The 12,475-nt window shown below is 63.9% G+C and carries 10 protein-coding genes; 6 read left to right on the plus strand and 4 right to left on the minus strand.

The genetic code is table 11. The annotated features are described in order from the left end of the window. Nucleotides 1-224: 224 nt before the first annotated feature. Nucleotides 225-938: a GntR family transcriptional regulator gene (locus CO664_RS13940; RefSeq protein ID WP_176536575.1), complete on the minus strand. Its 714-nt coding sequence runs from the start codon at nt 936-938 to the stop codon at nt 225-227. Between the two features lie 68 nt (nt 939-1,006). On the opposite strand from CO664_RS13940, the gene CO664_RS13945 reads away from it, so the two are divergent. The 4 genes from CO664_RS13945 to CO664_RS13960 all read left to right on the plus strand — a co-directional run bounded on the left by CO664_RS13945 (nt 1,007) and on the right by CO664_RS13960 (nt 5,816). Next, nucleotides 1,007-2,467 carry a mannitol dehydrogenase family protein gene (locus CO664_RS13945; RefSeq protein WP_097539089.1) on the plus strand — a complete coding sequence of 487 codons (1,461 nt, stop codon included), beginning with the start codon at nt 1,007-1,009 and terminating at the stop codon, nt 2,465-2,467. 392 nt (nt 2,468-2,859) lie between these two features. Further along, complete coding sequence (locus CO664_RS13950; protein WP_097539090.1) at nt 2,860-3,537, plus strand: L,D-transpeptidase; 678 nt, start codon at nt 2,860-2,862, stop codon at nt 3,535-3,537. A 13-nt stretch (nt 3,538-3,550) separates the two neighbouring features. Continuing rightward, nucleotides 3,551-4,087, plus strand: coding sequence for an OmpA family protein (locus CO664_RS13955; RefSeq protein ID WP_097539091.1), 537 nt, complete (start codon nt 3,551-3,553; stop codon nt 4,085-4,087). Between the two features lie 334 nt (nt 4,088-4,421). Continuing rightward, the gene (locus CO664_RS13960) at nt 4,422-5,816 is read left to right on the plus strand and encodes a sulfite oxidase (RefSeq protein WP_176536576.1); all 1,395 of its coding nucleotides are present in this window, start codon (nt 4,422-4,424) and stop codon (nt 5,814-5,816) included. A 30-nt stretch (nt 5,817-5,846) separates the two neighbouring features. On the opposite strand, the gene CO664_RS13965 is transcribed toward CO664_RS13960, so the two are convergent. The 3 genes from CO664_RS13965 to CO664_RS13975 all read right to left on the minus strand — a co-directional run bounded on the left by CO664_RS13965 (nt 5,847) and on the right by CO664_RS13975 (nt 10,209). Further along, nucleotides 5,847-6,635: an ATP-binding cassette domain-containing protein gene (locus tag CO664_RS13965; protein ID WP_037419001.1), complete on the minus strand. Its 789-nt coding sequence runs from the start codon at nt 6,633-6,635 to the stop codon at nt 5,847-5,849. After that, nucleotides 6,628-8,883, minus strand: coding sequence for a sugar ABC transporter permease (locus tag CO664_RS13970; protein ID WP_097539092.1), 2,256 nt, complete (start codon nt 8,881-8,883; stop codon nt 6,628-6,630). Before CO664_RS13970 ends, CO664_RS13965 begins: the two co-directional genes overlap by 8 nt. Before the next feature lie 243 nt (nt 8,884-9,126). After that, a complete protein-coding gene (locus CO664_RS13975; RefSeq protein ID WP_097539093.1) occupies nt 9,127-10,209 on the minus strand; it encodes a substrate-binding domain-containing protein in 1,083 nt (360 codons plus the stop codon). Nucleotides 10,210-10,640: 431 nt separating this feature from the next. Here CO664_RS13975 and CO664_RS13980 point away from each other — a divergent pair, with 431 nt between their 5' ends. Then, the gene (locus tag CO664_RS13980) at nt 10,641-11,390 is read left to right on the plus strand and encodes a carbonic anhydrase (protein ID WP_097539094.1); all 750 of its coding nucleotides are present in this window, start codon (nt 10,641-10,643) and stop codon (nt 11,388-11,390) included. Nucleotides 11,391-11,576: 186 nt separating this feature from the next. Next, complete coding sequence (locus tag CO664_RS13985; RefSeq protein WP_097539095.1) at nt 11,577-12,326, plus strand: SDR family oxidoreductase; 750 nt, start codon at nt 11,577-11,579, stop codon at nt 12,324-12,326. The last annotated feature ends 149 nt before the right edge of the window (nt 12,327-12,475 follow it).

The following is a 12,475-nucleotide window of genomic DNA, read 5'->3' on the forward strand; positions in this document are numbered from 1 at the left end:
TGGGCCAACGGGCGGCGAAGATCGTTCTCGATCCGGTTCCGAGGGTCTCCAGTTTTGTGGCATTTGCATGACCCGTAAAGCGCGTCGCGTTCAAACACATTCACGCGGCGCGCTTCAGGTCCTTGTTTTTGTGCATGTCGTCATCTCCAAAAACGCTGCACACTTTTGGGTGACATGCATTACGGCGCCGTGCGTCTCTGCCGGTCCTCCGGGCCCTCAAGATCCTATGCAAAATAGTCCGGATGGTGCTGCCGAAGGGCCGTGACGTCGGGAATAACGGCGCCGAGGTGAAGCATCATCGCCTCGCAGGCCCTTTTGACGTCCTGCGCCGCGATCGCGTCGCGGATTGCCGTATGTTCCTCCATGACCGTCGCCATGCGACCAGGGACAGGCAATGTCAGCCGGCGGGCGCGATCGATCTGCAGCTTGACCGTTTTGATGAGAGTCCAGATGCCGGGATAGCCGGCGATTGCGCAAATCGCCTCGTGAAAAGCCTCGTCCTCTGCGTAGAAGAGTGAAGCGTCGTTGAGCGTTGCATGAGCCCGCTGGCGGGCAATAATCGCATCGAGGCGTGCAACATCCTCCGCAGCGGCGACCTGCGCCGCACGCTCGACGGTCGTGCGCTCCAAGGATTTGCGTATGATCACCGCCTCGGGGATGGCCGACAGCGGAATGCGCGAGACGAAGGTGCCTGATTGCGGGAAAATCTCGACGAGGCCTGCTTCGGCAAGCCGCAGGAGCGCCTCGCGCACCGGCGTCCGGCTGACGCCGAATTCCTCGGCAAGGACCTTTTCCTGCAGCGGCATTCCCGGCGGCAAGTCAAGCGACAGGATTGCAGCATGGAGCTGCTGGTAAATAGCAGCCGCCGTCGTCACCCGGCGCAGCCTTATGCCGCTCGTCCGATCTGAAGGTTGATGCCGCAAGACCCGTGCCGCCATGTTTGACAGTGTTTGTAATACTAGTATATCAATTTCCGTGCACTGCCAATCAACGCGGGAGGAAGGCCATGCGGCTTTCAAGAATGACGCTCGACCGTCTGCCGGAAGCCGTGAAGAAGCCGGGCTACGATCCGGCAAATATTTCCGTAGGCATCGTCCATCTCGGCATCGGCGCCTTTCACCGCGCCCACCAGGCGGCCTTTACCGACGCAATCCTGGCGGAGGATCCTTCCTGGGGCATCTCTGGCGTCTCGCTCCGCAGCCCCGATACGCGGGATGCCCTTGAGCCTCAGGACGGGCTCTACACACTCAAAATCCAGGACGGCGAAGGCGAGCGACTGCAGGTGATCGGCAGCGTCGTCGAGCTGCTCTGCGCACCGGAGGATCCGGAAGCCGTTCTGCGCCGAATGGCCGATCCCACCACGCGCATCGTGTCGCTGACGATTACTGAGAAGGGCTATTGCCACAACCCCGCGACCGGCACGCTGGACGAAGCCCACCCCGACATCGTCCACGATCTTGAGAATCCGCAGCGACCGCGCTCCTCGATCGGCTTCATCGTCGAGGCGCTTGCCAGGCGGGAGGCCGCCGGCATCGCTCCGTTCACCCTGCTTTGCTGCGACAACCTTCCCTCCAACGGCCACGTACTGAGGCGCGTGGTGACGCGCTTCGCGGAACTCCGCGATCCGGGTCTTGCGGATCTTGTGCATCGCGTCTCATGCCCTTCCACCATGGTCGACCGGATCGTGCCGGCAACGACGGACAGCGACCGCGAGGCCATTGCGACGGCGCTTGGGCTCGAGGACGCCTGGCCGATCATGACCGAACCCTTCCAGCAATGGGTGATCGAGGATGATTTCCCGCTCGGCCGCCCGGCCTGGGAGGATGCGGGCGCCGTCTTCGTCGACGATGTCGCCGTCTTCGAAATGATGAAGCTTCGGCTGCTCAACGGCAGCCATTCGACCCTTGCCTATCTCGGCTATCTGGCGGGCGCCGAAACGGTGGCCGAGGCGATGGCCCTTCCCGGGATGGAGGTGCTCATCGAGGGCTTGATGCGCGAAGAAGCGACGCCGACCTTGCCGCCGCTCTCCGGTTTCGACCTCGCCGTCTATCGCGCCGACCTCCTTCGGCGGTTCCGCAATCCGCGGCTCCGGCACCGGACTTGGCAGATCGCCATGGACGGCTCGCAGAAGCTGCCGCAACGCCTGCTGGGCACCATTCGCGACCGCCTGAGAGCCGGGGCCGGCTACGAGCGGCTGGCGCTCGGCGTCGCCGCCTGGATGCGCTACGCGCGGGGGCTCGACGAGCGCGGCCAAGCGATCGACGTCCGCGACCCGCATGCCGCCCGGATTGCCGCACTCGTCCGCGACATCGTCGAGCCTGAGCAGATCGTCGACGCCTATCTGACGATGCAGGACGTGTTCGATGCGGATCTGGCCGCGAGTGATCCGTTCCGCCTTGTCCTTGTCAAGGCTTTGACGAGGCTCTTCGGACAGGGCTCGGCGGCAACGCTGCGCGCCTATGCGTGAGTTGATACGCCCCTCATCGGCTGCTGCACGTTCTCCCTGACAGACAGAGAGAAAGGACGATACCGCACTCTCCGTCCAGCCGATAGATGGGTAACAGAGTGAACCTGATACATGGGTTGCGAGGTGTAGTCGTTGACCCTCACCTCTCGCCGAGTCGTCGTGAAGATCGCACTCGCCCGGCACGGCAAGAGGCGCTCGGCGCGGCGCAAAATGAGGCAATCCGCGCCATAGGTCCGCGAACATGCAGGCTCGAGGGTTGGCTGAGAGCGTATCGGATCCCACGAGAACTAAAACGCGTTCTACTTGGGAACTTGGCGAAATTTTATGTTGTGGCAGGTGAAAAATCTGATTTACTGCCACTTCGCTACTTGGCTTTACGGGGGATATTGCCGATGGGGTGGACGCGCAGGGATATTGTGCTTGGCGGTTTAGCGTCATTTGGCACCGTGGCGGTACAGAAACCCACGTTAGCAGCGGCGTCTTCCTATTTTTCCGGCACCGCCGTCGACAATGGTGTGACATTCCGAAGCACCAACTTTGCCAAGATCGACAAGAAGTGGCGCCGCCAGGTTGTCAGATATTTCAGCAGCGAGCCGGTTGGCACCGTCGTTGTCGATACCAGGCACCATTTTCTCTACCTGATCATGGAGAACAAGACTGCCATTCGCTATGGCGTCGGTGTCGGCCGAGAGGGCTTTAAATGGTATGGCCGCGCCACGATCGACCGGAAATCGCATTGGCCACGCTGGACGCCGCCGCCGGAAATGCGTGAGCGCCACCCCGAACTGCCTGAATCGGTCGAGGGAGGTTCGCCCAAGAATCCGCTCGGCCCGCGCGCCATGTACCTGCTTCGCGATGGGGTCGATACCGGCTATCGTTTGCACGGTACGCTGGAGCCGGGCAGCATCGGCAAGGATGCCTCCAGCGGCTGCATCCGCATGTTCAACGAAGACGCAATCGATCTTTATCAGCGTTGCCCCATCGGCACCGCGGTGCAAGTCCTGCCGCATATTGCCGACCAGGCTGAAAGTGCCGCCGCTCAGGTCAGCCAAGCAAGCCCGGTCGAATGAGGAATATCACCCCATGTCTGCTTTGACCGGATATACGAGGCTGCTTGTTGGCGTGGCCATGCTGCTGACGCTCGCGGCCTGCAACACCACTGAAATCGCCGCGTTGGAAGAGCCGACTGCGGCGCCGATGACCGGGCAGACCAATGATCCAGCGCCGGGTTTCGAGAATGTCGTGACCGGCAGCGAAGAGGACTTCATCCTGAATGTCGGCCGACGGACTTATTTCACTGAGGACTCGGCCACGCTCGACTCCGTCGCCATGGCAACGTTGGACAAGCAGGCGATCTGGCTCAACAGCAATCCGCGTTGGCTGGTCAAGCTGCAGGGATTTGCAGACGATTCCGGGTCCGGGGGAAATATGGCAACGCTGTCGCAGAAACGCGCCGACGCGGCGATGGCCTATCTCGTCTCAAAGGGCGTAGATGCCAACCGCATGTGGGCCAAGGGTTACGGCAACGAGCGCGAGGTCCGTGACTGCACGGACCGCTCCTGCAAGGTGCAGAACCGGCGCGTTGTCTCCAACCTGCGCACCGAGCGCGACTCCCTCTGATCTCAGGATGACTTGCGGATAGATCCGTCCTGCCTCCAGTCAACACAGCAGACGACTCAGCCCGTCGGGAGAGATCGCGAAGACGGATCCCTGCCCGCCGGCCGATGCGATCGGCCGCACCGTCCGAGAGTAGGCGTTCAACAGCTCGACATCCGGTGCGCGGCTGAATGGAATTGTCGATATAGCCCGTGACCGGCGTGGAACTGCGTGCCCAGGCTGCGGACAGGCTTCCTCCAAAAGGAGCTTTTCAGCGATACCCGGCGAAAGCGAAGATGCCGCATGATATATTGCCGCGAATGCTCGTCCGGTCTTGCCGAAAGGCGTGGGGGTCCCGATGCCTCTGTTCATTGTGCGACATCAGCACTCGCCCGAAGCCTGCCCCGCGCGCGATCCGGCCATGGGCGGGATGTTGCTGAATCATCTGAGCAGGCCAAGCGCCGCGCGCCACGGGGTCGTTATCAAGGGCGAGGCAGTCGTTCGCGGTGCACACACGCTGTTCTTCATCGCCGAAGCGGCGGATGAGGCCGCCCTCCAGGCGTTCTTGACGCCGTTCCGGCAAGTCGGCGAGGTGGAAGTGATGGCCGCGTCGACCTGCGCGGAGGTAGTCGCGAGTGGCGGCTGCGATGCGCCCCCGGCAGACATTTCGGCGGCGCTGCTCGCTCCGGCCGACGCTTGCCAGGAAGCCATCGAGGCGGGACTTCTCGTCCACCGGGCCTACCCGTTGAACGGCGAGACGTCGGTGCCGGACCTCGCCGGCGGGGCCGTCATGCCCAACGGTCGGTTCTACCTGCGCAACCATTTCGATATCCCGCACCTCGATGGCGAGCGCTACCGCCTCTCGGTCGGCGGGTTGGTCGAAAAACCCCTGAGCCTGAGTATGCGGGACCTTCGCAATCTTCATGCCGAGAGCCTTGTGGTCACCCTCGAATGTGCCGGTAACGGCCGCAGCCTGTTCGATCCGGCGGTGGCCGGCGAGGCCTGGGGCATGGGCGCCGTCAGCACCGCCGAATGGACCGGCGTGCCCCTGGTCGAGGTGGTCGAACGGGCCGGGCTGCAACCCGGCGCAACGCAACTCACCTTCCGCGGCGCCGACGGCGGGCTCGTCGAGGGTCACGATGCGCCGATCAGTTTCGAGCGGGGCCTTACCGTCGACCAGATCCGCGAAGCGGGCGCGCTGCTCGCCTACGAGATGAACGGCGAGCCGCTGCCGCCGCCGCACGGCTACCCGTTGCGGCTGGTCGTGCCCGGCTGGTACGCTGTGGCGTCCGCGAAATGGCTGACCGAGATCATCGTCACCGACAAGCCCTGCGAGGCACACTATCAGGTGGAAAAGTACTGGTACGAGTGGATACGCAACGGCCACGACGAGAGCGCGCCGGTGACGCTGATGAATGTGAGGGCGCTGATCGCAACGCCCGCTCAAGGCGAGAGCCTGCCGCGCGGCGAGACGGCGATCCGCGGTGTCGCATGGTCGGGCGCCGGCAGCATAGCGAGGGTCGACGTCAGCCTGGACGGTGGGCCGTGGCGCGAGGCGCGGCTCGTCGGCGAACGGCGGCGCTCCGCGTGGCAATGGTGGGAACTGATCACCCGCCTCGACGAGACGGGGCCGCTTATCGTGCGGGCGCGCGCCACCGACATGGCGGGCCGGACCCAGCCTGAGCACGCCGAGTGGAACCGCCTGGGCTACGGCAACAACTCGATCCACTGCGTGACCGCACAATTGATCTGAAGCCTGGAGCGGTTTCCGTTGTGGTCCATGCTATGACCGGCGGTCTCTTGCCTGGTCTGCCGTCAGCGCCGTGTCCTGGGTGCCGGACACGATGATCTCCAGCACCTCGTGCTCGTCAGTGTTCCTGATAAAGCGGTCGCCGACATATTCGCCGCGCTTCAGCACCATGACGCGATCGCCGACGGCGAAGATGTCGATGAGCCGGTGCGAGATGATGATCTGGGCAACGCCTTGCCTCTTCAGTTCGAGCATGGTCTCGAGCAGCCGCTCAGTCGCCATCACCGACAGATTGGCGGTCGGTTCGTCGAGGATCACTACCCGCGGCTCGAAGGAGATGGCGCGGGCGATCGCCACCGATTGCTGACGACCGCCCGAGAGGCTTTCGACCTTCTGGTAGACCGAGTTGACGTCGACCTTGAGCCGCTTCAGAACGCGATCGGCTTCCGCATACATCGCCCGCCGGTCGACGAAGGGACCTTTCAGCGGCCACCGGCCGAGAAAGATGTTCTGGCCGACATCCATGTTTCCGCAGAGCGCGAAGTCCTGGTAGATCATCTCGATGCCGGCGTCGCGGCTCTCGTGCGGGCTCCTGAACTGCACCGGCTGACCGGCAACGAGGATTTCGCCGGCATCGCGCTGATAGGCCCCGGTGAGGATTTTCATCAACGTCGACTTGCCGGCCGAGTTGTCGCCGACGAGGCCGAGAATTTCTCCGGGATAGAGGACGAGATCGACCTTGCGAAGCGCCTGTACGGCGCCGAAGGCCTTTTCGATGCCGCGCATCTCGACGATCGGCCGGGGCGATTGCGTATCAACCATGACTGCCCGCTCCTGTTGGCGCTCGCCTCGCGAAGCGCGCCCGCAGCGTTCCGAGAATGTTGGCCTGACGCACCCATATGTCGATCAGCACCGCGACGATCAGGATGACGCCGATGAAGACGTTGATCCAGTGCTGCGGCATCGTAAAGCCCTGGACGTTCAGCTGCAGCAGCGCCCGAATCAGCGTGATGACGGCCGCCCCGGCGAGCGCGCCGATCATCGTCCCGTGGCCGCCGAAGATCGACCCGCCGCCGATGATCACCGAAGCGATGGCGTCGAGCTCGCGGAACTGCCCGGCGACCGGATTGAAGCTGCGGAAATAGGCGACGTTGATCAGCCCGGCCATGGTCGCGCAGAGCGCCGCCAGCATCAACGAGAGGAAGCGTATGCGGTTGGTGTTGATGCCGGCGTAGGCGGCGGCCCGCTGATTGCCGCCGGTCGCGCAGACCTTCAGGCCAAACGGTGTATAGGCGAGCACGATGCCGGCGACGATGGAGACGAGGAACATCCAGACGGTCTGGACGCTGACGACCTCCGCGACGGTCCGGATGATGCCCGGTTGCAGCGAGACGCCGAAGTAGAGGAGCACGTCGCTAACCTTGCGGCCGATCAGATTGTAGGCCTCCGTCCAGCCGGTCAATTGCTGCCCAGCGACGAACCAGGCGGCGAGACCACGGGCGATGTAGAACATGCCAAGCGTGGCGATGAAGGAGGGCAATTTGAGACCGACGGTCAAGGTGGCGTTGACGAGCCCGGCGGCCATGCCGGCGACGAGCCCCATGGCGATCGCCGTCATTGGATCGGCGCCGAGCACCTTCAGGAAATAGGCGGCCGTACTGCCGGCAAGGGCGAGGACCGCGCCGACCGAGAGGTCGATGTCCCCGGCGGCGATCACATAGGTGAGCCCGATGGTGATCAGCGCCAGCTCCGTATAATTGAGCAGGATGGCGAATGTGTTGGAGAGATTCCACCAATAGTCGGGCCGGAGCGCCAGCCCCGTCAGCCACAAGACAGCTGCAAGTATGATGGCGAGCGCATCGCGACGCGCCAGGAACTTGCCGAACCCGATCGCCGACAGCGCCATGTCCGCCGCCATCGCTCCCTTGGTCTGTACGCCTTCGAGCGCGACGCCGCCAATCTCCATGGCCGCGGGCGGCGGCCGTCGGCGCAGCCAGGCCCAGAAGCGGGCAAGCACCTGGCGGCGAATGAGATAGGGTTCGATGAGCACGGCGGCGACGAGTAGCAGGCCGAGAAAGACCAGCACCGCGCCCGCTGGCAGCGTATAGCGGGCGCTGACCGCAATGCTTTCGCCGTCGATGACAACGGTACGGGTGATCGGCCAGCCTTCGCGTAGCACCTTGTCGATGAGCACGACGAGGGCAGCGCCGAGGCAGGAGCCGACGACCCGGCCGCGGCCGCCGAGGATCGAGGCGCCGCCGATGATCACCGAGGCGATCACGGTCAGTTCCCAGCTGACGCCATAGAGCGGCGTGACGCCCTTGTCCTGCGCGGCCGCCAACAGAGCGGCGACGGTCGCCGAGAGCGACGAGATCAGATAGGCGCGAATCCGCACCCAGTTCGCCGGGATACCGGCATAGACGGCAGCCTGTTCGTTGCCGCCGGTGGCGAAGGTCTCGTATCCCCACCGCGTTTTGCCAAGCACGATCGCCCCCACCGTTGCGGCGATGGCGAAGATGGCGATCTGGTTGTTGAAGCCAAAACCATTCGTCTCGCCCAGATGAAAGAAAGTCGGATATTCCCTCGCCTTGCCCGAATAGTAAATCGCCTGGCCATGCGTCAGCGCCAGCACGAAGCCGCGGCCGATGAACAGCATCGTCAGCGTGGCGATGAAGGCCGGGACTTTGAGGAGTGTGACGAGCACGCCGTTGAGAAGGCCGATCGCGGCGCCAAGGAGCAGGCAGAGGACGATGGCCGCGACGATGCCGAGATCGAGAAAGCTCGACGCGAAGAGCCTCGCGAAGACGACGGCGATCAGCCCGTAGATCGAGCCGACGGAGAGGTCGAGATCCTTGTTGACGATGACGAAGGTCATCCCGACGGCGATGATCCCGACGCGGGAGGTGTCGCGAAGAAGCGCATGGAGGCCCTCGGTCGAACCGAAAAATGCGGGGTTGACGGCCGCTCCGGCAAGATAGAGCAGTGCGATGAAGATCAGCAGCCCACCCTCCCAGCTACCCGCGAGTTGGGAGGGTGCGCGGCCGAGCGATGTCGTTGCGGTCGGTATCATGGCGGCTTCTTCCGCGTGCTCCTCGCATGCGGGTCAGGCCGCCGCAACCGAGGGTCCCCAAGGGGGGAGATCGACTCGCGGCGAGCCAGCCGCACAAACGGCACGGTGCGGCATGGACGGACCTTTGATGGCGGCACCGGGCGTGCCTCAGGCGTTCTCACCCCTTGTGGGGGAGATGGCCGGCAGGTGAGAGGGGGGTTCAGCGCCGCCATCATCCGCTCTTCATCGCGCCGGACTTCGCGCTCAGTTCTCGAATCGCTTGCCGACCTTGGCGACATTCTCCTTCGTCACGAGCTGGGCGCGCGTGTCGAGATTGGCGGCCGAGATGCCGCGGTCGATCTGCAGATAGAGCTGCATGACCGGCCAGAAGCCCTGGAGGAAGGGCTGCTGGCCGAGCGAGCCGGTCAGGTTGCCGGCGGCGATGCCTTCCTGCTGTGCCGGGCCGAGGTCGAAGCCGAAGGCGCAAAACTTGCTCGTCCAGCCCATCTGCTCCACCGCCTTGACGAGCGGCGGCGTGAAGACGTTGTTGGCTGTGAAGGCGCCGACGACGTCGCCGCGGGATTCGAAGAGCGTCACCAGTGCATTGACCGGATCGTTCGGGTTCGTGTCGATGCCGACATTCTCCGGCCCGGCATCGACCTTGAAGGCCTCGAGCTTGTCGGCGTCCTTCAGCGTCTTGACGATCGCGTTGAAGGCGGCGGTGACGCGGTTGTTCACCTCGATATTGCCCATGGCGGTCGATGACGGCAGCAGGATCGAGCCGCTGGTCTTGCCGCTGTCGAGCACGCATTTGGCAAGCGCCTCGCCGCCGATCGCCGCCGCCGAGGCATCCTGGCCGGTGTGGCTGATGCCGCTGCGGTTGAGGAGCGTTCCATCGAACGAATTGGTGGTGGCGACCGGAATGCCGGCCGCCTCGGCCGCCTTGACGATGTCGTTATAGGCGCCGACCTGCGGCGTCGTCATAATAATGCCGTCGATTTTCGGATCACGGACGATCTGATTAAGAATCTCGATTTCGCGGGCCGGGTCGTCCACCGGCGATTCGGAGCCGAGCAGCAGGATATCGGCGCCGATCATGTTGCCGGCCACCTTTGCACCGACATAGACCGGATCGAAAAAGCCATTGCCGGCCGTGTGGGTGACGATCGCGAAGGTCAGACGACCGTCGGCGGAATGGAAGTCCTTGGTTTCCGGCGCTTCCTTGGCGGCGTCATCGAAATTGTAGCCGCCGACGGCCTTTTCCACGCTGCCCGATTGCGCGAATGCAGACGTGACGCCAACTGATAACGCCGCGGCCGAGACCGCGGAGAGCAAAACTCGCCTCATGGCTTTCCTCCCTTGGATCACGCCTCGGGCCGGTCTTCGCAACCGAAGCCTGCGTGATCATTTCCCAGTGGCTAGAGCGGGATCAGGTGGAAAACCGCGTACATTTTGCCCCCTCCCCCTCCATGTGTCAGCGGGCGAAAGCGGTTCGGGCGCGGTTTGCGAGAGGCGCGTCGAAGGCTCCCTCCCATCCGCCTATTTTCTGCGCAGTTGGAGCACAAGTAAATGGCGAACTTTTCGAAGAGTGTCGGCCTGGGCGGCCGCCGGCGGAATGCCAGATCCTCCTCCCCGAACAGGCGAATCCCGCAGGCGATATCCGTTTCGCGCAGCCATTTTGAGCTGCGGCGTTTCGGACAGTTGTTGGACAGGTTTGCAAGCACAACATCCCGTCCCCGCGGGCGCATCCGCTCGCGAATATTCGAAAGGGAATAAGAATGGAAAGGCGTGAATTCCTCCGGGGCCTGGCCTTGCTTGCCGCTTGCCCGCTCTGCGTCAAGACGGCCTACGCCGCCGAAGGCGTACATTGGGGCTATGAAGGCGAAGAGGGCCCGGAGCATTGGGGCTCCCTGGGCAAGGAGAACAGTGCCTGCTCGGCCGGCTCGCAGCAATCGCCGATCGACATCACGGGCGCGATCAAGGCCGATATCCCGGACCTCGCGACCGACTGGAAGAGCGGCGGCACGATCCTCAACAACGGCCATACGATCCAGGTGAAGGCGGCCGGCGGCACGCTCAAGCGCGGCGACAAGACCTACGATCTGGTGCAGTACCACTTCCACGCGCCGAGCGAGCATCTCGTCGACGGCAAGGGCTTCCCGATGGAAGTGCATTTCGTCCACAAGCACGCCGAGACCGGCGAACTCGGTGTCCTAGGCGTGTTCATGGTTCCCGGCGCCCCCAACGAGACCTTCGCCAGCGTCGCCGCCAAATTCCCGCAGAAGGCCGGCGAAGAGGTAGCGCTCGACGCCGTCGACCCGAAGGGCTTACTGCCCACCTCGCTCAAATACTGGGCCTATGAGGGATCGCTCACCACCCCGCCCTGCAGCGAGATCGTCGACTGGATGGTGGCGATGGAACCGATCGAGGTCGATTCGGCCGACATCAAGAAGTTCACGGCGCTCTACTCGATGAATGCGCGGCCGGCGGTTGCCGGCAACCGCCGCTATGTTCTGGGCTCCAGCTGATTGGTGCTTTCGGCAGCGTTTGCTTCTCCTGAGGGCTGACACATCCGGCAAGGCATCGCCTTGCCGGATGTGTGTCGCGACGCGTTCACGGCAACACTTGCGTAAAGAACCCTTCGCTGCAAATGTCCCTCGGGACGAAGGAGCCACCCCATGGATCGATGGCTCCACGAGCGACGAGGGCAAGCGATGTTCGATCTCACCGGCAAGACAGCGCTTGTCACAGGCGGCGGCCGCGGGCTCGGGCTGGAAATGGCGAAAGCGCTGGCAAGGGCGGGCGCCTGGACGGTGATCAACGGCCGCAGCCGGCAAAACCTCGAAGAGGCGTGCGAGCGGCTTGCCGGCGAAGGCATTGCGATCGGTATCGCGCCAGGCGATATCACGCGCGATGTCGGACCCATCCTCGCCCAGGCGATCGCCAAGACCGGCCAGCTTGATATCCTCATTCATGCGGTCGGCGAGCGCGACAGGCGCGGCACCGAGGCAATGGAGCCGGAGGACTTTGCGCAGCTCCTGAACACCGACCTCACTGCGGCCTATGCCGTCGCAAGAGCAGCCCTTCCGCTCCTCAAGCGTTCCACGGCCGGCCGGCTGATCTTCGTCACCTCGATCGCCGCCTTTGCCGCCCGCGCCGGGGACCCGGCCTATACGGCGGCAAAGGGCGGGCTTTCGGCGCTCACCCGATCACTTGCGGTCGAGCACGGTCCCGACAATCTCACCGTCAATGCGATCGCGCCGGGCTGGTTCTCGACCGAGACCAATGCCCATCTCGCCGCCGATCCGGCGCTTCAGGCCTTTGTCGAAGTGCGCATTCCGTTGAAACGCTGGGGCCGGCCGGAAGAAATTGCGCCCGCCGCCGTCTTCCTCGCCTCGCCCGCAGCAAGCTTCGTCAACGGCATCACGCTGACGGTCGACGGCGGCATGACGGTGCAGATGTAAAGCCGGCGAAGCGACAGCGACCTTGACTGGATCCACTGGGGAATCTCCCCGCGAAGTAAAGCTCTGAGTCGAGGGCGATACCCCTCTGCCCTGCCGGGCATCTCCCCCAAAAGGGTGGAGATCGGCAAGGATCTGCGCTTTCGCCCGTC

The sequence above is a fragment of the Sinorhizobium sp. NG07B genome (genome assembly GCF_002532005.1).
Classification (GTDB): Bacteria; Pseudomonadota; Alphaproteobacteria; order Rhizobiales; family Rhizobiaceae; genus Sinorhizobium; species Sinorhizobium fredii_C.